This is a genomic window from Nocardia sp. NPDC051832 (genome assembly GCF_040681285.1).
Taxonomy (GTDB): domain Bacteria; phylum Actinomycetota; class Actinomycetes; order Mycobacteriales; family Mycobacteriaceae; genus Nocardia.
Genome location: NZ_JBFAYL010000001.1, coordinates 364,103 through 390,758 on the forward strand (window position 1 = coordinate 364,103; position 26,656 = coordinate 390,758).

General features: G+C 68.9%; 2 protein-coding genes (1 of these 2 only partly in view). Both read right to left on the reverse strand.

The window, feature by feature from the left end:
* The gene (locus AB0M14_RS01685) at positions 1-660 is read right to left on the reverse strand and encodes a hypothetical protein (RefSeq protein WP_364987185.1); all 660 of its coding nucleotides are present in this window, start codon (positions 658-660) and stop codon (positions 1-3) included.
* A protein-coding gene (locus AB0M14_RS01690; RefSeq protein WP_364987188.1) for a LuxR C-terminal-related transcriptional regulator crosses the window boundary here: on the reverse strand, positions 660-26,656 show its 3' portion. 13,528 nt of this gene lie beyond the right edge of the window; only the last 25,997 of its 39,525 coding nucleotides appear in the window; its start codon lies off the right edge, out of view; its stop codon occupies positions 660-662. Before AB0M14_RS01690 ends, AB0M14_RS01685 begins: the two co-directional genes overlap by 1 nt.

A 26,656-nucleotide genomic window follows, 5' to 3' on the forward strand; every position in this document is an offset into this window, starting at 1 on the left:
TTAGGGAATTTGCGGGTATTGGGCCCGGTCGGCATCGGAGAGGTCGGCGATGCGGAGCTCACCCGCTCCCCCGCAGATCGGGCAGACGCGGGCGCCCAGGCAGGTGCGGCAGCGGTGGCGACCGGACGGCCCACCGGGAACCGAACCGCGGCCATGGCAGGTAGGGCAGAGACCGAGGCCGTCGCATTCGTAGCAGAGGACCGCGCCGGGGCCGACGGTGCCGGGGGTGACCGCCGGGGCGGGCGGTGCCGCGGGTGGATCCGGTTGGTACAGCTGAATTTCGGGGGTCTGTCCCAGCAGAACGATGCCCTCATAGCCGTCTTCGATGCGGGCCTGCAAGCGATAGCCTTCCTGGTCACCGCGCACCGTCACGACAGCCGGGTGCTCCGGGTCGCGCTGCACCTGGACCGCCCAGCCCGCGGCGTGCAGGATGTGCGCCGCCCGGTCGGCGCGTGCCGGGTCGGGTGAGCACACGAGATTGGCGAGGGCTTCGAAACGGTGCCGCGGCGGGTCGCTCCGGTCGACCTGGCCAGGGTGTTTCGGGATGACGACGTGCGGGTCGGTGCCGGGCACGAGCTGGGCGCCGAACCATCGCATCTGGCCGCGCAGGAATTCGGCGGCGCTATCCAGCCACTGGCGTACGCCCTCGATCTCCGTCATTACCGTGCACCGCCTTCGGAATTCGCCGTTGCCGGGCGGTTGCCGGCAGGGTTGTACACAATCACCATACGGTCGGTCGGTTGTGGCGCCGAATATTTGGCCATGGCGGCAGGGTTGATCACATTGCTCGCGCCGGTGTCGATAGTGAACAGATATTCGTCGCTGCCGTCCCCGGGGAACTCGGTGTGTTCGATGATCTTGAAGGCATCGGCGACCGACGGCCGCAGGACACGCTTGATAGCGATCATGAGCTCGTCGCCCTGAATGTGTCCGCGGTCGCCTGGTTTTCCGCCTACCTTCAGCTCGGACTTCATGTCCCACTGGATTTCGATACGCGCACCGGCGACCAGGGTGCGGGGCAGTTGCCGGGCCAGGTTGTCGTAGTCGGCGGCGCCGTAGTGGGCGCTGACGTTGTTGATGTAGAAGCGGGCGACGCCACCGTTGCCGCCGACGTTGAGCACATCACCGTGCAGCAGGAGGTCGGCCCACACCATCAGCGCGCCCGGGCGGGTGAGCGGTCCCGCATCGAGGATGCCCAGGTTACGGCGACGCTGACCGGCGTCGGCGTAGTCCATCGGGAGTTCGGTCTGCAGAATGAGGCCGCCGCCCGAACTGTCCTGTGCGGGAGTCAATTCGACGGCGAAGCCGCCACGGCCGACACCGACGTCCACGGTGTGGCCGCCCGCGACCGCGGCGGGCACCGACGGCCGCGGCACGAACAACACCGGATGGCTTTGCTGCGCGGGTAGCCGGTACTGCGGGCGGGGGCGGGACAGTACGTCCACCGAGGAACGGCCGTTCGCCTGATCGTGGATCACCACAACGTATTCGACGTCCAGGCCGTACATTTCGGCGCCGCGATTGGCTCGGTCGACCGTGCGCAAGAAGTCGAGCAACGACATGGTCCGGCCACGCGGATCGGTGGCCAGGGTCGGGAGCTGGACCTGGCCGGTCGATCGATCGAGCACGCCGCCGACCCGGTCCGTCAGCTGACTGTAGGCATGGGCCTCCTGACGCATCCGGTCGAAGTCGATGGCCTCGTTGATCGCCTGCATATGGCCGGGGGTGTTCTGCACCTCGGAGATCGCGGCCGCCAGCGCGCCTGCCCGCCACTCGGGTGGCATCGGATCATTGAAGGCTCGTTTGATCGGGTTGAGGGCGGCTACCAGGTCGTCGCCGGTGAACAGCTTGGCCTGCTCGAGCCGCTTGCGGATGGCGCTGACATCGCGGTCGGCGAAGATGGGCTCGAACAGACGGCGGCACTGCTCTTCCCGCATCCGCGCGTTCAGCGAAAGGCCTTCCGCTATCAGGATATCGGCGGCATTCGGTCCGGCGAGGTGCAGCGAGAGCGCAGCGAGGTGGCTGAGCGCGGCGTGCTGGAAGACCGGATCCGTCAGCGTCTTCGCGAAGACCGGCCGCTCGGCGAGCGCCCCACCGTATTCCAGGCGGATGCGTCGTGCGAGGTCCGAATCATATTGCGCGAGACCTCGAGCCGCCGGACCGGCCAGCTCCGCATCGATTCCGAGGTGGGCGATCAGCTCGTCGAAGTCGGCCCGGATCACGGGGGTCAGCTTGCCGCGTGCCGGGTCGAAGATGGACTGATCCAGTTGGGTGGCAAGCACTCTCAGTTCCGCGAAGCGGGGGCCCGGATGCTGGAAGCTCGGGTCGGTGACCTGCCGGATCCGGGTGAGCATGTGCGCGACGGCGCGCGGGACGTCGCGGGTGCGCAGACCGTCGGAAAGCGTGATGTCGAAAGCCGCACCGCTGGACCGCAACTGGAAGGCGCCAACCTCGTCACCGACAACGGAGCCGACCTGGACGTACACGTGGCGGCCGTCGGGCAGCAGGAAGTGGCCGTCCCGATGCCAGGTGGTCAGCGGCGGCATGATCGCCCGCAGCATGTTCTCCATCGCTTGCCGCGCCGCCTCGAGCGTCAGTGCCTCGTCGGCGGCGGTGCGCGAGCTGCCGTTGAATTCGCCCAGGCCCTCGACGATCTCGCCGGCCGGGTCCGGTACGACGAGCCCCGCCTCCGGCTCCGGCTCCAAGTACTCCAGGCCCTCGTCGTCGCGGATCGTCGCTTCCGGCTCCAGATACTCCAGACCCTCGTCGTCGCGGATCGTCGCTTCTGGCCCGAGGTACTCCGGGCCCAGGGCAGCCGGAATGATCATGGTCGGATCGATCAGTGGGCTGCGGAACCCCGGATCGCTGCTGTCCGCGGACGGTTCCGAAACAGCCTGCTGCAGGGGGTCGGGCGCGGGCTGCGGCGAATTCCCGGGCAGCGTCTGGAAGACATCCGGATTCTGGTCGGCAGCGCTCGTATCGATCATGGTCGGTGCATGCGGAGCGGCAGGTGCGCCCGGAGCGGGTAGCGCGGTCTGCGTTGCCGCGTCGTGTACGCCGACGCTGCCGAGCTTGTGCGCGATCCGGGACAGATAGGTCGCGACGGTGTGCTCGGAGATCTCCAGCGCCGCGGCGATGTCGGCGTTCGCCAGCCCGCGCTCGCGCAGCACGAGCACCTCGGACTCCCGGGCGCTCAGGTTGCCGTGCCCGAGACCTGACGTCGGCCGGGTGGCGTCCGCGGCGGCGAAGGGCAGCAGGCCGGCGCGCAGGGCTGTCGCCACCATCCCCGCCCGGCTGCTGTTGCCGAGCACGCGGCCGATCCGGACCAGGTGGTTCTTCGCCGCGGACTCGGAGACATCGAGTGCCAGCCCGATCTCCTTGTTGGACCAGCCATCGGCGGCCAGACCCAGCACCTCGAGCTGAATGGGGTCCAGGGCATCCGGGTGCAGACCGCCCTCGATCTTGATGGTGACCGCGGGGTCGGTGGCGGGCAGCGCGCCGTTACGGATGGCGATCGCCACCATCCCGGCCCGATCGCGGGTGCCGAGCTTGTTGCCGATATTGGTCAGGTGGCTGTGCACGGTGGTGTCGGCGAGCGCCAGCTCCTCGGCGATCGCCTTGTTCGTCAGGCCCGCCGCTACCAGTTCCAGCACTTCGGCCTCGCGGGCGGTCAGATCCATCTGGGTGATGGGCTGGTCCGGGTGGGCGGACCGGTCGGCCGGGTGCTCGGCGCTCGGCAGCAGCGCTGTCCCGTCCGCACCGTAGGCGATCGCGGAAAGCTTGCGCACTCCGGGCGTCTCGGTGCCCGGGACGTACTCGCGCCAGGCACCGCCGTCGATGTTGGCATCGCTGACCATGACCTTGCCCCCGCGCAGCTGCCACATCGTCAGGTGCGCGACCTCCATGGCGCCGATCGGGTATTGCTCGGCCAGCAGGAACGCGGTCGCCGAATCGGTGTCGTCGAGCAGGCGCCGGGCGAGCGCGTCGCGGGAAGCCTCCGAGCGCATCCGGCCGTGTGCGTACTGCTCCTCCACTTCCGCCGGCGTCCGGCCCGAGAGCTTCGCCTCGGTGGGCACCGTGACGTCCAGCCCGCTGTCCCGAGCGGTGCGCATCGTGTGCAGAACGCAGTCCTCGGCCGGTGGATCCGGCTGTGGCGCTACTGATTCGAAGTACGCGGCCACCGCTCGGTAGAACTCGCCCGGATCGTTGACGTCGCCGACCGTCGCCGGGTCGGTCATCGAGAGACCAACCATCCCGACGCCCTGCGCGATCTCGTACAGCGAATGGTGGTGCGGCAGCATGAATGCGGTGACCGCGGCGAGGAAATCTCCGACGGGGACACCTTCCGGCTGCAGCCAGGACAGGCGCGCCATCATGCGGGCCGCGGTGCCGGAGATTCCGGCGGCGACCGGCATTCCCTTCGCGGCGGCCTGCTGGAACCACTCCAGTTCCGGACCGAAATTGACCAGGTCCACCCCGGGTCGCCAGGGCAGCGGTACCGCGTAGACATCGGGGTCCAAGGTCAAGGCGGTCGCGGGGTCGACGACGCGATCGAAGCGGTAGACCAGCACGCCTTCGACGACCGCGTTTCCATCGGCATCCCGGACATGCCCACCCGGACCGTACTTGTACAGCGGCAGGGCGTAGCGGACGCTCGGATCTTCGGCTCGCAGCTGCGCTTCCAGTTTGTCGACGTCGACGCGGCCGCGGTTGCGATCTTGGCCCTGGTCCCGGCGCGGCAGTTCCCGATCCGGGTCGAGCCGGTCCTTGCGCAGCGCCTCGAGCTTGCCGGGGTACACCAGGACGCGCTCGACAACCGCGTTTCCTTCGGCGTCCCGAACACGACCCTCTGGTCCGGACACGTAGAGCGGAACGGCATGGCGGACGCTGGGATCCGCGGCTCGCAACTGCGCTTCCAGAGCGGCGATGTCGACGTCGCCGCGAGCGTCACGTGGTAGTTCCCGGTCCGCTTCGAGTTCGGCGGGCACCGCCGCCAATTCCCGCGGTGACAGCGGCATTCCCAGCATCGCCCAGTCGTGCAGGGTGAGGTGCCGTCGCAGCATCTCCCCGTCGGGCCGCAACGGGTTGTCCTCGCGGCTGCGCTCGTATTCGTCGAGCAGCCTGCGCGCCTCAGGCGTGTCCGCGATCTGATAGGCGGCGTTGCGCAGCTGCTCGGCCTCGATCTCCTGGCCGGGGTTTGCCGCCATGATGCGTGCACGCATCTGGGCCAGCTCGTCCACGTTCAAACCGAGTTCAGCCGCCCGCGCCTGCCAGTTCGGCTGGTTGAACAGCTTGGCGATGCCGTCATTGAGCGTGGTGCCCGCCGGGTTGTCCAGCTCCGCGTTGCGGATCGTCGCGTTGAGGATGGCCGACATCAGCTCGCGCAGGTTACCGTCGTGGCGCAACTCGGTCAGCGGCACCGAGGGCAACACCATCCCGCCCCAGCGCGGCCGCTCGTGGGCGTAGAACGCGGCGTCGATCTGTGCCGGCGTGGCCTCCGGATGCAGCCCCACCAGAACTTCGCGCAGGCGGTCGAGCACCGCGACGGCCGCCTGCCGGCTCTGTGGCAGGTTGTAGAGCCTGCGGGCGAGTTCCAGTTCCTCCTGCATGCGGCGCTGCCGCCAGGTTCGCCGCGACTCGGAATCCGGATCCTGTTGCGGCGCGGTGTCATCCGGCGGGGTGAAATCGTGGCCGCCGTCCGGCGGACCGGCCGGGTCGCCGGCCCGGGTGGCGGGATGCTCGCTCGCGGTCCGCGGATCAGGGGACGCCCCGTCCCACTGTGGCATGTTGCCGGTGTGACCGCGGCCCAGCTGCGCGCCGATCGCACCGCCCACGGCTCCCTGCACGGCGGCGGCGTCCAGGCCGACCGCGAGGCCCGAGTCGATGGGGGCGCGCGGATCGGCGGCGTCGAAGATGTTCGTCAGCGATAGGTAGGGCAGGATTTCGGCGGAGCCGACACGCAGGCCGACGCCGCGGTGCGCCGGGTCGCCGGGATGCTTCGGGTGCTCGAGCTCCGACAGGCCGTGCTCGGACGCGTAGGCGGCGACGCGGGTTTCGATATCGGCGAGGGCGGCGGCCACAGTCTGTTCATCGACCCCGGTGAGCACCGCCGCGACGGTCTTGCCGCCGGTGCGCATCGGCACGAGGGTGCCGCCGGTTGCGGCCAGGGCGGCGCGGAACTGGTCGGTGATGCCGCGATAGTGCGCGTTGGCGGCTTCGGCACGGTTGTTCAGGGCGGCGTTGAGCCCGCCGAGGTTCGCGAATTCGGCGGATACGAAGAAGGCGGTCGTGCCGGTCTCGGCGACGAACTGTTGCGCGCGGGTCACCTCGGCCGTCTTGAACCCGGAGACGCGGGCGTCGTAGAAATCGGTGACCTCGTCCCGGCTCAGCGGCCGGAACATGTGCTGGGCCACCAGTTCCGGCGTCAGCTCACCGAGCGCACGGACCCGCTCCCCGAACTCGAACCGGCGGACCTCGTCCGGAGAGGCGTAGGCGGCCAGTGCCGCGCTGTTGGCGTTCAGTCCGCCGAGGGCCGGTCCTCGTCCCGTGCCGCGCGGAGTTTCGCCTTGGCTTCCGCCCATTTCCTGGCGTGCTCGCGCTCCAGTTCCCGGATCCGCTGCTCCCGTTGTTCCGGCGTCAGCCCGGTCAGCCCCAGTCGCTCGTCGCGGTTCTCCTGCGACATCGGTCCTCCCGTTCTTGCTCGCGTCGACGCCCAGGTCGGCGGCGTCGAAGATGTCCTTGACGTCCAGACCGGGCAGGATCTCGGTGACTCCGACATGCAGCCCGACGCCTCGATAGGCCGGGTCGCCGGGATGCTTCGGATGCTCGATCTCGGACAAGCCCTCCCGCACAACATAGGCGGCGACAGCGCGCTCGACTTCCGCGACCGCCGCGGCGAGCGCTCGCTCGTCGATGCCGACCGCCACGGCGCCGACTTCGTCACCACCGGTGCGCATCGGCACCACGACCGCACCGGATGCTTCCAGCGCTGTCCGGAACGCGTCGGTGATGCCCTTGTAGTAGGCGTTCGCCACCTCGTCCCGCTTCCCGACGAAGGCGTTGAGTCCACTGAGGTTCGCGATATCGGCGGAGACGAAGTACGCCGGAATACCGGTGTGCGCCACGAAAGCCTGGGCCCGCAGCACCTCGCCGGACTTGAGGCCGGAGACGCGCGCGTCGTAGAAGCCGGTGACCGAATCCCGTGCCACCGCTTCGGCGAGGGCCTCGGCGACCGCGTCCGGGGACGACAGGTCGGTTTCGTGTGCCTTCTTCTCGAACTCGGTGCGGTGCACATCGTCCGGTGACGGGTAGTCGGGCGCCCCGTCCGATGGCGCGGGTGTGCCGCCCTGCGGCCTGGGTGGATCGGCAGGCGTCGCCGGATCCGCGCCGGGCCCCGGATCGCTGTCGGCCATCGGGCGGACGAACCACAGCGCCTTACCCTGGCCGTCGGCACGAATCGAGTAATCCCAGGCCTCGCAATCCAGGTGCAGGATCTTCAAGCCACGACCGCGCTCGTCTTCGGCGTCGACGGCAGCCTTGGCTGGAGTCTCGGATTCGGCGGGGGCCGGAGTTCCGGTCTCGTCCGCCGCCGCGACCAGTGCGTCCAGATCCATCGACGCGAAGGCGTTTTCGTCGAAACCGTCGAGGGCGGCATCCAACGCGTCGTCAGTGAGCAGCTCCGGTTGCGCCGTATGCGGCCCGTCGTCGGCCTCCTCGGACTCCAGAGCGCTCAGATCCCATCCGGCGATGGCGTCTTCGTCGAAGTTCGCCAGCTCGGCATCCAGCGCAGCGCCCTTCAGCGCTGCGGGCTGCCGCGGATTCGGCTCGGGCGCCGCAGTTTCCGTTGTCGAGTCGGCGTCCGCCCGCCTACCCATCTCGTTGCCCGCCGCGCGAATCGGACCGGTCACCGGCGCATCGGTGACGTTGTCGAAGATCTGCACTACCAGATCACCCGATCCGGGCAGGATGCGTAGCACCAGCCGCACGCGGCCGGTGCTGTGCTCCAGGGCGTTGGCGACGCTCTCGCTGGTCAGCAACTGCGTGTCGTAAACGTTCTGGGGTGCGCTGGTGCTCCAATTCGCCTCGGCGAGTTGGGCTTTCAGCCAGCGCCGGGCGAGCCCGGCCGGTCGGCGCCGCTCCTCGCGGACCCGATCGTGCTCGTGCAGGTCGGCGGGTCGCTCGGTGTCGGTCACCACCTCGCCCACGGTGGTTTCGGCGTGGCCGCCGGGGTGGCCGATGAAGCGCGCACCGGACTGCTCGAGCCAGGGCAGGATCACCGATTCGTGCATGACGGCGACGGCGTCGGCGACGCGGACCGGATCCGACCCCGGCTGGAAGCCGGGATCCTTGGTGTCGCGGCCCGCGTAACCGAGATCGAGGTCCTTGTACCGGAGTTCGGTGCCGTTCGGGCCCCGGGTGAATTCCAGGGTGATCCCGCCGGGTGCGGCGCCGCGCACGAGCTCGAACGACATGCGCACCGAGATCACCTCGGCCGGGCCCGCGTCGGTCTGGATGTCGTGCCGGCCGGCGAGCTCGGCAGTGGTCCAGAAATCGTCACTCGGGCCGGCGAGCTGCGCGACGGCCGCCGCGCCTCCGTCGAGCATCGCATCGACGGACATCCGCGGGGCGCGGGCGTACCACAGGTCCTTCTTGACGACGTCCACTTCGAACTTGATGGCTCCGACATCCACATTGTGGCGAGCCAATTCGAAGCGCAGCTGCGCGGCGAACTTCGGGTCGAAGTTCTCCTCCGAGAAGGTCCCGGCGTATGGCTCGATCGCGACCACTTTGCCCTTGACGATCTTCCAGACGCCGAAGGCAGCCGGGCCCTCGTCCCTGGAACCGTAGGTGCTGAACAGGTCGGCGTGGTTGCGGGCGGCGGAGGTCCGGAATTCACCGTTCCGGTCCATGATGAACACGTCGCCACCGGCGTTGGTGGTGCTGTACAGCTCGTTACCCGGTCCCCAGCGGAACAGGCCGTCTGCGCCCAATCGGGGGATCCGGTAGTCCTTCCCGCTCGAGCTCTGATGGTTATATGCCTCGGCTTTGTCCGGCTGCGCGACCTCGTACTCGTCGCGCATCGGCACCGGCCCGGCCAGCGGCTCCGGCGCCCGTTCACGCTGCGGGGCGGGCACCGGATCGGGCGGGTTCTCGTCGAACTCGAACCACACGGTCTTGCCGCCGGCCTCGTCCTCCTCGCGCAGGACCGCCCGCTCGTCGCCGTCCTCGATCAGGTCCCAGCCGGAGCGGTGCGTCAACGACTTCAGCAGTGCGATCCCGGTGATGTCATCGCCAGGCGGCTCGATCGGGAGTTGCGCACTGGTGTCGGTCATTTCGACACTGAGCAGGCGATCGCCCCGCGCCCCGGACACGCGCACCGCGAGCACGCCGTCGCCGCCGCTGTGGGCCCGGGCGTTGCGGGCGAGTTCTTCGGCCAGCCTGCCGGAATGACCGGCGTCCTCGGCGAGCCGCCAGTCGGTAAGGAGTGCGACCGTCAACCGGCCCGCCAGTTCGATGTCCGCCGAATGTGTCTGCCGCACCGGTGTTTCCAAGGAGATGACCGGCGCGTTCGCGGTGCCGCTCACCTCGAGAACAACAGCGGCCGCGCTGCCCTCGGGTTCGACCTCGAGACGAACCCGCCCGCGCACGGGATCGCCGGAGGTCTCGATCCGTACCCGTCCACCGGCGGCACCGAGCGTGGTTCGCGCGACTGCGTCGAGCAACGCATCGACCCGGTCGTCGCCGCGGTCCCTGGTGAGCTGGGTCAGACCGTCGAGCGCGTGCGTGAGATCGCTGCCCGGGGGTATGACCACCTCGAAACGGCGTCCGGAGACGGCCGCGTCCGAGCCGATATTGTGTTCGGGCAGGGCCTCGGAATCCGGTTCGTACAGGAGGACCGAGCGTTCCGGCACACCCGCCCTGTCGAAGACCATCGCGGACAAGCGGGCCACGCCGGGGCGGGTGGAACCCCACACGTACGGCTTCCACGTCTCGGTGCGCGGATCGAACTCCATGACCTGACCGCCACGCATCGCCAGCACATACGCATGCGCGCCGACGCCGTTGCCGTCGGGGTCCTCGTAGTGCTCGACGACCATGATTTCCGCGGCGAGATCGATAGCGTCGAGCAGACGCAGCGCCGCGGCGTCCCGGGAGGCGAGCGGGGCCAGGCGACCGCCGCCGTGCGCTTCGGTTGTCGCGCCGCTGCGGCCCGCGAGCCCGGCCGGTGCGGTGAAGTCCTCGATGACCTTGCTCTTGGTCGACTTCTTGATCACCCCGAGGGATTTGTCGACGCAGTCGGCCGGCTCATGCGGCCGCGGGACGTCGGCGGGCACCGCGGTGGTCGTACCGTCGACGTTGACGGTCGATTCCGGCGTGACCGCCCCATATCGGCTGGTCCCGACTCTGGCGATATTCGCCAAACCCTCGGTGGGTGTCCGGGTTTCCGGATCCGCGTGCCCGAACCAGCGCAGGTGGCCCTGTTCGGCCGGGCTACCCAGCGCCATCGCGGGCAGATTCTGCCGGGCGATCGAGGTACCGCCCAGCACGCGCGCGTCGAAGCCGCCCGCCAGCTGTCGCAGGCCCATGCCCAGCCATTGGTTCAACCGGCCCGTGCCCAGGAAGACCCGGCCGGGCAGGCCGAGTTCGGTAGCCGGGGGAACATCGGCGAGGCGGGGCGGGTCCAGCGCCACCACCGAGGCAACGACACCCGAGAGACCGCCCCCGGCGCCCGCGGCCCGGACCGTAGCGACATCGCCGCCCATGGCGACGATGTGGTTGCGCGGCATCGAGTTCTGCTGTCCGGCCGCGAGGTTCGCGAAGGCACGCACCGCGTTGTAACCGCTGAGGCGATCCCGCAGGCGCAGCGCCTGATCGTCCGTGGGCGTGCCGACCTCCGCGATCACCGCGACCGCGCTGCTGCCGTGCTCGGCGATGGCCGCCTCGTACAGGTTGATCATCGCGTGCAGGTACTTGTCCGCGTCGGCGAGATCGGTGTCGCCGAACTGCAACCACAGCACATGCTCGGCGGTGTCCACCGGCCCGACCGAGAACTCCGCGTGCGGCCGGACCGAATTCGCCCGCACCTGGTACGAGCGGATCCGCACCTCGGGCGGGTCGGTGCGCACCTGCGCCGCCAGTTGCTCGGCACGGTGCAGGGCCTTCCACATGACCTCGGCGTAGCGCAAGCGGGCGGCGTCGTCCACGGACAGGCCGGTCTCGGCGGCGAAGTAGTGCAGGATGCCGCGCAGCGTCCGCTGATGTCCGAGATCCCGGACGTCCGCGGGCACGCCCGTGGTGTTGCCCAGCAATTGCGGATGGTCGTGGACCATCCGCACCTGCTGTGCGGGGGTCAATCCATGCCACCACTGGGCGCGCCGCAGGGCCAGCGTCGCGCTGTCCAGGTTGAGCATCGGGTGGGCGCCAACGGCGTCACTGTCCACCTGCAACTGTGTTCGCAGTGCCTGCACCGCGGTCTCGGCTTCCGACTCGTCCGGGATCTCCGCATCGAGGTCGCGCAGCACCTGCTGCCAGGTAAAGGTGTCCGGGCCCGGGCCCTCCGGCGGGCGGTGCGGGTTACCGGGCGGGCCGTCCGGATAGCTCGGCGCGGTGGCTTCGGCGAGAACCCGGTCCGGCGTACGGAATTCAGCGTTCGCCTGCCAGCCGGGCGGCGTCTCGGTCACGGTCAGCCCCAGCCCGGCGGCGATCAGTGCGAGCTTGCGCTGGCTCGAGTTCGGGACGCGGGTCGCGGTGTCGGCGAACCCGTGCCGGGCCTCGACCGGCGGTGCGGCGGCCGGGTCCACGCCCACCCGCTGCGCCGAGAATGCCTCCACCGACATTCCGATACCCAGGGGCTGGAACACCATTCGACCGAGACCGGGCGGACGTCCGCCATCCCACGCGACCATGTCGCCGGATCGCGACAGCACATAGACCGGCGCACCGAAGGATTCCGCCTGCTCGGTCTCGATGTCCAGTTCGGCGGCGACGGCGTCGGCGAATCCGAATTCCGTTGCGCTGCCGACCGGACCGGTGCCCGCCGGATCGACCAGCACTACGGCCTCGACCAGGCGGGCCGCGGGATCCTCGCTGCCCAGTCGCCCGGCGAGGAACCGGCCGTGGGATCCGGCCGCGTTCACGACAACCGCCCCGGTGTCATGTCCGAACAGGTAGTTCGACGGCATCTCCGAGCCGTTCATCTCCCGGCCCATATGGAAGGCGGCGATATCACGCAGCAGCAGGTCGCCTGCTTGCCCGGTGCGCGACGCGACCGTGTCCGGGCGCGCACCGAGCTGCTGATCGGTGCCCACCCAGGCGAGCACCGCGGCCGGCGACTCGTTCGACTGTCCCGCGTGGCGCAGCGTCCTGGTGGTGACGTCGTAGTGATTGCGCGCCGCGAGCAGTACCGGATCCAAGCCGGTCAGCGTGGTGCCCGCCGGCGGCACGATCCAGCTCACCGACTGCGCGACGCTGACATCACCGAAGGCGATCAGCGCCCGGCCCGCGCCGTAGGACAGAACCTGAACCGGCGGCGGCAGCAGCGACCCGTGCACGGTCCGCGCCAACGCCTCCGCGCGCAGCAGTGATCGGGCGGTGGCGCGCAGCTCGGTCAGCCGCGACCGCTGCGGACCGTCGAGTTCGGTCGCGGGGAGCGCACCGAGCTGCCGCAGTTCGCGCGCGATAGCGAGCCGGTTCGCGTAGTCGCGCAGACCGGTTCGCTGCGCGTCGTGCTGGATCGGTACCTCGGCGGTCAGGCCGTCGGCATTGCCGATCACCTCCGGGTACACCCGCAGCAGCACGTCCTGATCGGTGGGCGACAGCGAAGTCCAGAACGCCGTGTTCTCGGCGGTCAGCAGGCGGGCCTCCCCCACCACGTCGGCAGTCGGTTCCGACGGATGCAGCAGCACCGCCGGGCTGGTGGCCCGGCCGGACGGATGCATCGCGAGGATCTCATCCGCACGCAGGCGGTCGGCCGGGGTGAACCCGGGATCGGCCGGGAATACGCGGTGGTCGTCCGCCTCGGTCCCCGGCTGTGCCGTCATCTCGGCGATCGGACTGCCGGTCCGGGTTTCCGGGTCGACCGAATGATCGGCATTGGGCTGCACCGGATTACCGTCGGCACCGAATCCGATCGCGGTCGTGAACAAGACATCCGGTGTGGACTCGTTCCAGCGATAGGGCTGCCACGCGCCGCTGTCGACATTCGGGTCGCTGATCATGAGCCGGCCACCCGACTCGACCATATTTCCCTTCTCGTCCACGTTGGCGAGCAGGAACATGTGGGCGGCGCCGCCGTAATCGACGACGACGAACGCCGCGGTCATGGGATTGTCCGGGTCACCGATCTGCTGGGCGATCGCGTCCCGGTCGGCGTGCACCCGCAGCCGGCCACCGGCGTAGAACTCCGTCTGGTCGGCGCTGCGGCCGGCCAGTCCGGCGCGGTCATCGGGGACGTCTACGTTCAGGCCGAGGTCGTCCCGGCCGGTGCGCAGCGACAGGTCGACGCAATTGCCGACATGCCCGTCGTACCAGACACCGGCGAAGGGCTGGACGGGCGTCGGATCCCAGCGCAGCGTCTCCTGCAGGATCATTTCGGTGGTGTCGGAGCCGAGGTCCTGCTCCAGCTCGACGATCCGGCCGCTGGCGGGATCGATGGGCATGTCGACGTTGGTCCGGGTCTCGATCGGCGACGGGTCGGGCACGCCCGGGCGATGCTCGTCGAGGGTCAGCTCGTCGACCTTGCCTGCGGCGATGCGGCCGAAGTTGCGCAGTGCTTCGGTCGGGCTGCCGGTGCGCGGGTCGTAGTCGAAGTAGCTGCTGCGCACCATTTCCTGATGCTGGTAATCCTGCGCCGAGGAGATCTCCGCCGCGAGGCGCTTGGCGCCGAAACCCGCTGTCGCCGGGTCCAGCCCGGTCCCGTAGCCGGCGTATCGGCCCGTCGCGCCCGCTTCGTCCGCGCCCAACCAGGTCTGCTGGTCGCGGGATGCCGCTGCGACATAGACGTTTTCGGGGTCGATACCGGTCTCGGCGGCATGCGCGAGCGGAAGTCCGGACGAGCCGACGATCACGAGATCGGCAACCTGGGTATGCCCGGCCGGGAGATTCGACCATGCCGTGGCGGCAATGAGAGACCCGGCGCTGTCGAGCCCGAAGACGTGGGCCTGCGCGGGCACTGCTTGCCCGGCCCGAACGGCGTTGAGAGCGGCGAGGTCCCGTGCCAGCAGCTCGCCGTCGGCGGTCACGGACTTTCCGTACCCGCGCCAGGCCACCACGGCGTACCCGCGCTCCGCGTCCGCCATGGTCGCGGCATCGAAGAGCTGCGTGGCGTGGATCAGGTTGTCCGGCACCGTGGTAGCGGTCGTCTCAGCGGTATCGGGGGCGGATACCAGCGCCGAGACCGAGTCGGCGGCGTCGAGGTCGCCGACGACCACGACGCTCCGCAGTTCACCGTCGAGGGCCGGGTCGTAGGCGTGTAACCGCACCGGCGGCGCGCCGGTCAGGTCAGCGCTGACCGCCTCGATCTCGTGCAGGTCGAAGCGCAATTCCGACAGTGCTTTCCGCAGTCGCTCCGCAGCCGGGGGCAGGTCAGCCCGATCGGTGAGCACACGGAGGTCGTGCGCGACGAGTTCCCGGTTGACCTGATCACTCACCGGCCCGGGAATCCCCGGGGCGTTGCCGATTTCACGCGGCGCGAGCTTGATGAGCACCTGTCGCTCAGCTGGTTCCAGGGTGTCCCACCACTGCCGGTTGCGGGCGGCGCGGTCGCCGGCTTCGCCGAGCAGATCGGAGAACTGCGCCGGATGCAGCAGAATCGCCGGCTCAGCGTCAGCACCCAAGCGGGACAGCGCATTCCGCATCAGGGCCCGCTCGTCGGGCGTGCCCTCGGGCGGCGTCCAGAGCTGTGGCCCGCCCCGCTCGTCCAGTTCGTGCCGGAGGGTGCGCAATTCCTCCGCCCAGAGCTGCCGTTCCAGATCGTCCGCCTGGGCGGCCTGCTCTTCGATCTCCGCGATCCGCCGGCGGATATCCGCCCGCGTGATATCGGCCTGCCCCAGCAGCAGATCCCCACTCATCTGCCCGTGTCGATAGATCACCGGTTCGCCGTACTGCTGGAGCAGGATCGGTTGCTGCAAGGTGAAGTGACTGGCACCGAAACCGGCGAATACATCCGCACCACGGGCGGTCCAAGCGGCAATCCCGTCCATGATGGCCAGTTCACGCGCATCGGCCCGATAGCGCGAGATTTCGTTCACCGGATTCGTGCGGTCGATATTGTTCGGATTCAGCATCGGCCGCACATCGGTGCCGATATCGAAAGGCACGCCGAGGTATTCCTCGTGCCAGGCGAGAAGATCGTCGTAGGTCAGCCGCTGCGGCCCAGCTGCCTGCGGCCACGCCCCGGTCGCCCGCAAACGTTCTTCTTCTCTGACCACCCAATCCTGGAGCATCGACTGCGTGTCGGCGTCCGTCTGGCTCGCGTCGACCGACTGCCTGATCTGGCAATGCTTCACATAGTTGAGGAAGGAGTAGAGGTGATGGAGCCGCTCCCGCCCGGGATCCAGGGACAGCGCGAAATCGAGCGGATCGATATCGGCTCGTTCACCGCGAACACCGTGCTCGACGGCGAGGCGCTTGATATGCCAGTGATCGCCGCCCTTTTCCCCGTCCTGGTTGTATACGATGACCTCGTCCAGGCTCAGGTCACGTACCTTGGCGTCCGGGATCTCGTCTTTTTCATTGAGTGCGATGACTTCACGCCCGCCGGGCGCCTCGGCGAAAATCTCGAAGGCACGCCTGATCAAGGCATACTGCGGATCCTGCGCATCAGGCCGGTGACGTTGCGCGCTGTACCAGATCGTGGCGCCGTCGGAGGTCTCGTAGCGCGCGATCCGCGCGGTATGCCCGAATATCCGCTGCGCCGCGTCTTCGAGGTCCGAGTCGGACCGCCGCCGGTCGTCGAAATTCGGTGTGGGGTCCAAGCTCTCGTGTGCAACGGTAACCGCGGTCAGGATCCGCTCGTCCTGCACGATGAAGCGGCCGGACATGGTCTCGACCGGCGGGCCCGAGAGGGCGGTGCCGTCGATGAGGATACGGACCTCGAAGGTTCCCGCGTCGAGGTCGAAGGTCAGCAGCGCGTCCTGGAAGCCGATCGCCGAACTACCGGTCAGCTGGAACCAGGCCTTGTAGACACTTTCCTTGGCAGAGGCGATAACTCGGTCCCAATGCACACCGTCACGGGTGCCGACCTGTTCGAGCCAGGCCCGCTCCTCCGGCCGCAATGCCGCGTTCCGGGAGTCCGGCAGCAGCGGCTCGTTGCTCTCGGCGTCGATGCCGACCGAGCGCACCTGCGTCGCATCCGCTACCGCCGCGGCGTAGTAGCCCCGCTTGTGGGTGATGGCGCCGACAACGCCCTGCGGCCACAGCGGCGCCTTCTTGCGCCAACGCAGGATCGGCACGTCCGGTGCGCCGAGATCGTTCAGCGCGACATGTGCCGCGGTCCGCGCATTCGCCGATTCGACGGCCCAGCCGGCCTCCGGATCTGTGACCCCGAGGGCCTCGAGTTCCTCAGGCCGCAGCCGCGCAGTCGGATCCACACCGACGATTTCGACGCCGTGCACCCCGGTTCCGGCCAGCAGTGCGCCCAGCGACCCCGGCTCGGGTCGGGGCGTCGGTAGCCGCGGCGTCAGCAGCTTCGCCACATACTCCGCCAGCTCACGGACCGTGTTCTCGGGACGACCCATGTCCGCAGCCGTCGCGGCGGTCGACTTACCCTCGACTACCAGCGATTCCACCAGGGTGCGCTCGTCGGGGCTGAGCTGACCCAGCAGCACCTGGAGCGCCTCGGGATCCCGGCGCTGCAATTGCCGTGCCTGCCCCAGCGGGTCACCGTGCATGAACGGCCGAGTCTTCGCGGTCTCGGCGGCGATGGCGTCGGCCAGCGGCTGCTCCAGCAGTGCGACGACCTCGCGCTGCCGCTGTTCGACCTGAGCCGATGCGAGATCCAGCATTTCGCCGAGATCGGTGATCGAACGGCCGTGCAGCACACTCAGTTCGGCGAAGGAACGGAGGTGCGCGGGGACCAGCGCCCGGACCGACTTGCGCAGCGTGGCGAAGTTCTCGATCTGCGCTTGCCGGATCGCCGGGGGCAGGCCCGCCGAATCCGATTCGCGGGCACCGATATTGGTGAGCGGCCGATCCACCCCCGCCCGCTGTGCGGGATCCTGATCGTCGGCGAGGGGTCGCTCGGCGACGCCGTTGTTGTCGAAGACGATGCCGTATACGCCGGCGACATCGGCGGACTGTTGACCTGGCTGGTACTCGTATTCGAGGACTTGACCGTCCACCTTCTCGTGCACCATCACCCGGCCGTAGCCGTCGGAGTAGAGCACCAGCGCGTGGGCGCCGACCAGCTCGCCATCGGCGAGTTTGCTGCGGAATTCGATTACCGCGTTCACCGTCGCGCCGGTGTCACGAACCAGCGCGGCCGCCGCGTCGAGCGAGGGGAAGCCGCCGCGGTGCCAGTCGGCGCCCATACTGCGGGCATAGCGATCGGGAGCCACGCCGGCCAAGTCGGTTTCGACGGAATCGGGTAGCGGGCGGATGCCCGTGTTGCCGGTGATCAGGCGGGTGAAGCGCTGTGCTTCGGGGGCACAATTGTTCGGGCTGGCCGGCTCCGGTGCGGTGAGCGGGCCGTCCGGTGCACGGAATCCGGCGCCGCCGTCGCCAACCGCCGGATCCACGCTGGGGCGAGCCGCCGGATCCGGTCGCCAGACATTCTCCGCCGGGCGCGCACCGGCCGAGCCGGGGATAGCCCTGCCTGTCCGCGCCGAGCCCTGCTCACCGAACGTATCGGGCATCAGTTGCGGCAGCCGCCGGAGCAGGTCGACCTGCAATTCGGCGACGCAGAAGATGTTGCGGCGCAATGGACGTGCGGCTTCCGCCAGACTCTTGCCCTCGACGATGCGCAGCTGCAGCAACCGCCGCTCATCGGGGCTCAGCCGCACCAACATCCGCTCGAACGTGGAGGGATGTGCGCGCCGCAACTGACGCAGCGGTGCCAGTCCCGCGTCGTCCGGCAGCGGCAGTTGACGCGGCCGCTGCGGGTCGGCGGCGGCAAGTTCGACCGTCAACGGCCAGAAAAGGGCACGGACGACCGCGCGCTGCCGCGCCGCGATCTCATCCTGGCGGAGGCCGAGCCGGTGCTGGATGTCGGCCACCGATCGCCCCTGCAGGAAGCGCAGCGTCGCGAAGACGTGGTACGCACCGGGCAGATCATCGATGGCGTTCTGCAACTCGACGAAGTTGTCCCGCTGCGCGTCTCGCACCGCTGCCAAGGCGATTCGGGGGTCGACTCCGGTTTCTGGGTACGGAACCTGGCTTTCCGCAGACGCTTCGGGCGTCGCCTGTGCCTGTACCGGGGTGGCGCCGGACGGGCTCGGCCGGCTGGGCGCGGTGCCGTCGGCAACCCCCGACGAGGTCGAGAGCGCGGAAGGCGTCGGCGCCCAATCAGGGTCGCCGACCTCCGCGCGCAACGCCGCCACGACGCTGCGCACCGTGAGTTGTTGCAGGGCTTGGGTGTCCGATTGCGACCGGCCGAGGCGCTCCGCGACCTCGACGATGCTCCGCATGTCGACGAACCGCAGCGCCGCGAAGGCGCGGTGCACTCCGCGCATGCGCGCGACGGCGTCCCGCAAGATCTCGGCGTGGTCCGCCTGTGTGGCACGTACCATCGACAGCGCGTCACTGGTCGACAGGAATACCCCGGTGGTCAGGACGTCGAACAACGCGCGGACGGCGTTCCGATGGTCGGTGTGGAAGGAGCGGGGCCGGAAGCCCAGTTCAGCTTGCACCTGTTCCATGGAAAGCCCGTGCAGATAGTGCAATTCGCCGATCCGCGCGGACCGATCGGTAACCACCTGGAGGGCGCGTTCGAACTGCGCTGGGTCCGCGTCCGCCAGGATCCGGAGGTACCGGTCCATCGCCGTCGTGGTCGCGGCGAATCGCCGCGCCGCGTTCTCCAGCTGGTTCAGCGCCTCAGCAGGCGAGACACCGAGCGCCGCCGCGGCGTCGGCGGGAGTACGACCTTCGACGAAATGCTGCCGCAGGATCCGCTGTTCGGTGTCGGACAGTAGCCCGTTGATCCGCGGATCGTCCAGCTTGGCGGCCAGGAACCCTGGATCGGCGTGCTGGATACGACGTAGCAGCTCCAGTTCCGGCATCGCCGGCCCGTGCTCGGTGTCCGTGAGCCAACTCGCCACCAGCTCCACCGCGCTGTCGCCGGCCCGCGTCACCGAATCCACGTCGTCGTTGACCCGAGCAGCGATAGCCGCGTCGGGCAAACCTTCGAACGTGCGCAGCTGGAAGACCACGCGCTGCTCCACGCTCAGCCAGGCCAGCAGGTTGCCTACCCGCTGAGGATCGGCCCCGAGCACTTGCCGCACCACCGCCACCGGATCAGTGGGGCTGTCCAGCAATGGATTGAGCCCCAGCGCTACCGAGCTGGGACGGGCGAGAGGAGTCGAACTGTCCAGCGGGCCGGGCGCCGGCTTCCCCGTGCCAGGCGCTCGCTGCGCGTGGATCCCGTGCGGGCCTTCCGGATCGAAAGCGAAGACAGTCCCCGGATCCCGGCGGTCACGGGACTTCCGGGCCGGGCGATCCAGCACGTCGGCGTCGGTGCCGGATGGTGTCGCTGCCGCCGAATTCGACTGCGGGGGATCGAGGTAGGCGCCGACCAGATCCGCGAAGTGCGCCAGGTCGGTGGATCCGGTCACCGCGGCGACGCGCCGGAAGACCGCTACCGGGTCACCCGGCGCGGCGATAAGCGACTCGATCTGCACGCCGAGCAGCCCCGACAGCTCTTGGCCGAGCTCGATCCGGCGGTTCTGCACTTCACGCTGTGCCACGGGGTCGAGGTCATCCTCGATCAGCGCGCGGATCTGCAAGTCATGCGCGTCCCGATCGCACGCCATGAGACGCCCGATCCAGTCGGTGAGCCGCCGCAGCTGCTCCGGTTCGACGAGCGCGGGCCACGCCGACTCCGGCATCTCCCGCACCTGGTTCTGCACCAGCACGACGGCTTCGCGCAGCGAACCATCGCGCAAACCGTCCGGGTCGGCGCCGATCGCGGCCGCCAGTTCGGCGTGCGGCGAATCGGACCGAACGGCAGGGGCTTCCGGGTTCGCCTGCGCCTGCGGGACCTCCGCCGCTGTGTCCTGTTGGGCCGCGAGCCATTTGGCGCGCCGCTGCTCTAGCTCGGCGACAATCGCTGAGGTCAGATCGCCGAGCGGCACCGTCCGGTCATCCCGGCCGGTCAGGCCGAGCTCACGTTTGCCGTCGCGGAAGTCCTGATCCCAGAACGCGTAGACGGTGAGTGCCACGGTGGTGTCGCCGAAGCGGCACTCGATGTCCTCGCCTTCGACGTCGGTCTGGAAGCCGTGCAGCCGGCCGCGGTTGATTCTGGCCGCGTGATTGAGGGCGATCTCGCGGTTGTTCTGCGCTACCTCCGCCGGAAGACCGCGCGGATGGTGTGCCGCCAGAGCCTTTGCGAGCTGGGGAATCCTGCGTGCGTCGATGGCGATCGCGAGTTCACCCTCGACCGCGACAGGCACATGCCGCACCGACGCGATCGCTTCCCACAGCGCGGCGACGGCCGCCGCGTTCGCGGCCGCGTCGGATTCGCTCACCTCGAAACCGGCGTCCGCGACCGAGACTCGCAATTGGCGTTCGCCTGGTTCGCCGGTCTGCTCCAGCACCACTCGCACCGGATCTCCGGCGGTGGCCAAGGCAGAGTCGATGAGGTCGGAGAGTTCGGATCCCGCGTCGTCGACCTTGTCCGCGGGCCAGCCGGACAGCTGGCGGCCCAGCCAATCCCAGCCGTCCGCGGCTACCCGCAACCGGTCGCCCTCGGCGAGCGGGCCGGTCGGCAGGACCAGCTCCGTGCTCGTGCGGCCGGGCTGGTGCACCGGCGGGTCGGCTTCGGAATCGTCGGAGAAGTCGAACTCGGGGATGTCGAACTCGTCCGGGATCGCGGCCAGGGCCGCGTCCAACGCCTTACCTTTCAGCGCCGGCGCGAGAGGTTCGGCCGAACCGGCGGCGGGATCGCCGCCGTTCTCGTCGAATTCGAACCAGATCGTCTTGGCCCACGGCCCGGAGTCCTCGACTCGGATTCCTGAGCGGTGAGTCAGGGTCTCCAGGAACCCCATGCCACGACCGGACTCCGAGCCCAGGGCGGTACCGCGACGCGCGGGCAAGGCGGCATTGCGATCGGAGACCTCGATCCGGAGCACCCGCTGGCCGTCGCGCTCGACCACAGTGATCAGGACCTGACCGTCGGTCTTGGCATGTTTGGGCACGTTTCCGGCGATCTCCGACGTGACCAGCAGCGCGGTATCCAGCTGAGCCGGATCCGTCCAATCGCCGGTCAGCTCGCGCAGGGCCCCGCGGGGATCGGCGAATTCCTGGCCCTGGATAGTGATCTCGACGCGGCCGAGGACAGCCTCGGGCCCGTCCGGCGGAGGCGGCGTCGCGTGGTCACCGGAACGGGCCTGAGCCTTACGGTCCAGGTGCGAATTGTCGGGCCCGGTTTGGTCCGGGCCGGCGGGCTCGGCACTCCGGCGCTGGGCCTCGGCCTCGACCTGCCGCGTCAACCGGCGCAACAGAACTCGCGTCGCCTCGGTTTCCTGACCGAACACCTTGGCGACACCGGCCTCGGCGTAGGCCTCGCCGAGATCGAGGGTGCCGTCGGCGAGGAAGCTGTAGCCGGTCAGCTGGGTATCGAGCCAGGCTTCGAAGGCGTCCCGGTCCCCGCGACCATGCCGCTGCTCGAACGCCTGCACCAGCTCGCGCATGGCCTCGCGCTCATCGTTCCGCGCGGCCGCGGCCGAATCCTCATAGCCGGTGGCGTAATGCAGGCCGTGGAAGATTTCGTGCACCAGGCTGGTGTAGGTCGCCCGGCGCGGATCGCCCGCCAGTTGACGGTCGGCGATCTCCACCGCCATATGCGCCCGGTGCAGCCGCGGGTTGATCGCGTACCGCTCGTTGAGGACGACGGCATGGGTGTACCTCATCCGTCCGTCCACGATCATGCCCTGTGCTTCGGCGAACTCGTTGTCGGCGAGCGGCGCGACCGTTGCGCTGCGCAGGTCGATCGCGCCGTACTGGGTGAGCATGTCGCGCACCGCCGCGGCGTACTCCCGCACCGCGTCGGGATGCACATCGGCAATGTCGAATCCGGCTGTCCCGAAACCGAATTCGGCCCCGAGCTCGGCCATCGCCGCGGTGATCGCACGGCGGGCGGCCGGGTTGGGCGGAGGCGCGTCCGCATCGTGCGGGCCACGGTCGTGCCATTTCTCGGCCTGCTCGGTCAGCACGTCGAACAGCAACTCATGCCCGTCGCTGACGCGTGATCTCTCCCCCTCGACCGCGTCGAACGCTTCCACCAGCGCGGCCCGGACATCGAACTGACCGAGTGAATCGAAACAATCCGGACCGAACTGGGTGCGCAGCCAGCGGGTGAACTGCGGCTCGGTGACCGGGCCGAACTCCTCGGCGTAGGCCTGCTCCAGCTCGGGCAGCACGTGCACCTCGGCGCGCCACCGCCCGGCGTAGACCATCGCATGGCCGAACTCACGCACGATCGTGTCGTACACCTGGCCGGCCGGCAGCGCGGCGTCCGTCGCGAGATCCGCCGCAAGGGTGATCGATTGGGTGAACAGCGGTCCGTCCGGTTCGGTGCCCGGCACCGTCTCGGCATCGGATTCCAGGTCGGCGATACCGATCTCGTGCAGGTCGACCTCCGGGTACGCCGTGAGGAGGTCATGTACGGCCTGCGCGAATTCGCGGGCTCGGTCCAGGGATATCGAATCGTCGAACCCGTGGATGTCGAGATCGTGGAGCTCGCCCAGCGCGTCCGCGAGTGCGGCGACCGAGTCGTACTGGTCGGCGTCGAAGTCCGCGTCCGGCTCGGTCGCAGCGGTTTCGCCGGGTGCGGTCGTATCCGGTTCCGGAGTCGTCGCTTCGGCGATCTCCGGCGCGACGAGCTCGCGTTCCTCGAAATCGGTCCGGTCGCCGTAGTCGTACATCTCGCCGACTTCGATCGTCTCACCCGGGAACCGGGACATCAGAGCGGCGTCGATCAGTGCGCGAACCGTGGCGAATCGGGGATCGTCCAACTCCGGCTGCTGGAAGATCAGGGTGGCCCGGATGTTCCCGTTGTCGAAGATCCGATACAGGACTTTGCATTTCACCAGTAGCCCGGCGACTTCGATGTTCAGCAGGCCGGGCCCGCCAAGGGCTGCCTCCAGCTGATTGTGGTTGGGCCCCCGGACCTCAACGGCCCGCATAGCCGATGCGGCGGTGTCCGCATCCACCTCGATATCGACGGCGGTCACCAGACCGGTCACCGAATAACGCACCGGACCGGTTATCCCCGCGATCGACTGCGGCGAATGCAACTCGATGGAGCCGGAGAACCTGGTGCTGGCCGGGTCGACCGCGCCGGTGACCTGCTGTGCGGTGCCTGGAGTTTCCGGTCGCGCTCCGGAGACGGGCCCGTCGGACCGGGGGCCGGGATCGGGTAAGAACGCGCCCGGGTACGGATCGTCCCCGCCGAGTTCTGCCGAGTTGCGCCGCAGCATCGCCTGAATCTCGGCGACCTGGCGCTGCAACTCGGCGACGCGGCGATTGGGCACGGTGCCCGCCTGGCCGCGCAGCTCGGCCAGTTTGCTCTGCGCGTCGCGCAGGCCGTCCGCGAGCACCCGGTGCCGTTCGCGCGCGATCGCCAGGCGTTCTTCGGGCGTGACATACACCAGCACCGGCATGCGGCCCTTACGGAACAGCACCAGCGGCTCCTCCGCCGAGTGCTTGTTCATCATCCCGACATAGGCGGCCCAGTCCCCGGCGGAAGTGGGGTTCCAGTACGCGAGCGGCGGATGCTGCACACCCATGTCCAAGACGATCATGTCGTCGGACAGATCGAAGTTCTCTTCCGGTCGCAGTCGCGTGCCGTCCGCATGCCGGATGTCGAAGAGATCGTGATCACCGGTGAGCGGCTCCAGCGCACCGTCCTTGGTGTAGCCCTGGACTACGTTGTCGACCACCACGAATCGGCCCTGGCGACCGTAGACGGCCATTTTCTCGCGCAGCGCGAGATATTCCGCGACGCGCTGGTCGTAGCGCTGCCCGAGCTTCGCCCACTCCGCGGCGGTTTCGTTGGTGCGCTGGGGCATTCGCAGGTCGTGTGGCCCGTCCTCCGGGAACTGGAAGAAACCCACCAGCCCCACCGCCCCCGGAGGCGCGCCCAGTGCCACGTCGTACTTGTTGATGGTCTTGGCCTTCATCAACTCCGGCTTGTCCGCGGAACCGCGCATGATCCACGGCACCGAGTCGGCGTTGGTGGGACGCACCCAGACATGCAGGTTTTCGGCTTCGACGAAAGCTTGTATCTGTGCTTGGCGGCCGAGCGGAATACCGTGCTTCCGCACGATTTCCGCTGGCGTTATGGAGGTTTCGCCAGGCTGGTTCGCCGGGTTCGAGCCGATGTAGTCCTGGAGGGCGGCGGGCAGGGGTGCGTCCACATCCGCGGTGCTCAGCGTGACGGCACGGCCGAGCTTGCCGATGCGTGAGGTCTGCCAGGTCGCCGCGGAGAGCGCGACCGAGTCCGCGTGATGACCACCGATCAACTGCGACAACGACAGTCGCACAGGTTCCGTACCCGCGTCGGCCGGGCGCACGAACCATGCTTGACCGGCCTCATCGGTGCCGACCATCGTCACTTCTTCGCCGTTGACGAGGAACCGCTGCGCGCCGTCGCGATCGGTGCCGAGGTAGGTGATCTCGAAGGCGTGGCCGATGGCGCCGTATTTGTCCGCGGTACTGCGCACCTCGACGCCGTAGGCGGTGGTGAGCGGGCCCTGATCGATCATGCCTTGAACGAGCAGGGCGGGCGCGGGTGTCCCGTCTGGGAGGTGGAAGCCGTGGAATGGCGTGCCGTCCATCGCCGCTTGCACCTCGGCGAAGGTGACGCCCGCCAGCGTGTCCGGGGTGAGGTGATGCGCCCAGGTGACATCGCCCTGGATGGCGCGCACGTTCTTACCGGCGACCTGGGCGCAGTCGTTGTCGTGTTCGGGCACCTTGACGCGGACGGTGCGGGTGATCAGGTCGCCCCGGCGACCTTGAACGGTGAATTCCACCTGGCGCGAGCCGGTTTCGCCGGTGACCTTCGCCGTTACGGCAACGCGCCGGAACGAGATCTCGTGATCGCCTCGATAGGTCTTCACCGCCTTGCGCGCGGCCGCCGCTACCTCGGCCTGAGCCTGGGCGACCTTGGCGCTCGGCCAGCCGGACATCACCGCGGCGACATTGCGCTCGACCTGCGCCATGCTCTGCCGACCGGGGCTGTAGTCGATATTGACCCGGCCGGTCGCCGCCGGATCCGGCTGGGCCACCGTCGGTTCGTGGCTGTACGGGAAAGTGGTGGGCTGACGCCCGGTGAGCAGACCGAGCAGACTGCGGCCCGCACGGTCTCCGGTCAGGTGCTCACGTTGCTGATCCCAGTCCAGGCCCGCCTTCTTGGCGGCCGCGTGCGCGGCGTGCCAGTCGGCATTCGGGTGCACGGCCAGGAAAGTCAGTTCGAACAGCGCGGCTCGGATTCCGATGATGTCGCCGCGCTTCGGTTTTCCGGATTCGAGGCGGTTCCACATCTCGGCCACATCCGGGATGCGGTTCAGATCACCGCGCATCAGGTAGTCGCGTACCCGGCTGAAGTCGGCGAGCACCTCTGACTTGGAGCGCAGGCTGCCATCGGGATTCCGCAGCAGTGTCGATCCGTCGGAATTCTTGGGCAGGGTGGAGCCGTCGGGATCCTGTACCCAGGCGCCGTCCGCGCCGCGTACCCAGCTCTTCGGGTCGCCGCCGGAGTAGCGGTCCGGGTCTTTCAGAGCGTTGTCGACGATCTTGTTCAGGATCGCGTCGTTATTGCCGACCCGGTCGGCTTCGAAGCGGTCGTACTCGCTGTCGGTCCACGCCCGGTTTCGCTTCGCCTGCTCCTCCTGAGCACGCAGCGGCTCTAGTTCGGCGTCCGACAGGGGCAGGGACTGGGCCGAGGTGATCGGGAACTCGGTGCCGTCCACCAAATGCGGCGCGAGCGGGCGGGCCGAGGGCCGCAGCGGATCGTCCATCAGCGGGGCGGGCCGGGCCTGACCGCTGCCGAGCCAGGCGTAGGTGCGCATGCCGCGCAGCAGCGGAACCAGCTGAATCCAGCGGCCGTTGCGAACCGTCGGAACCCATTGCGTCACATTGGCGATCGACCGGGTGAGCGCGGGATGGCGGTCCATGAACTCCGGCGTCAGCTGGACCTGGACCGCTCTGGGCCCGACATTGGCGGGCACGTGCAAGGCCTTGGCGATGTTCAGCATCGCCTGACCGATCCACGGCCGGTTCTGCACCATCTGGAGCAAAGCCGGATGTGTCCCGGCCTGGCCGGCGACCGAGATAACGGTGCGGATCTGGAAGACGTCCTCGCCGAGACTGGACGAGTAGACGTCCAGGCCGCCGGGAACCGACCGTAGCTCCTCCGAGAACGGAAGGTTCTGCGGGAAACCCAGTTCCGACTGCTGGCCGGGCCCGTATTCGTGCAGGGGCGCCATCACCCCGTCGAAAAAGC

What these genes read in the sequence shown, in the direction of transcription:
- AB0M14_RS01685 (WP_364987185.1), bottom strand. Translation starts at nt 660, where the DNA reads ATGACGGAGATCGAGGGCGTACGCCAGTGGCTGGATAGCGCCGCCGAA.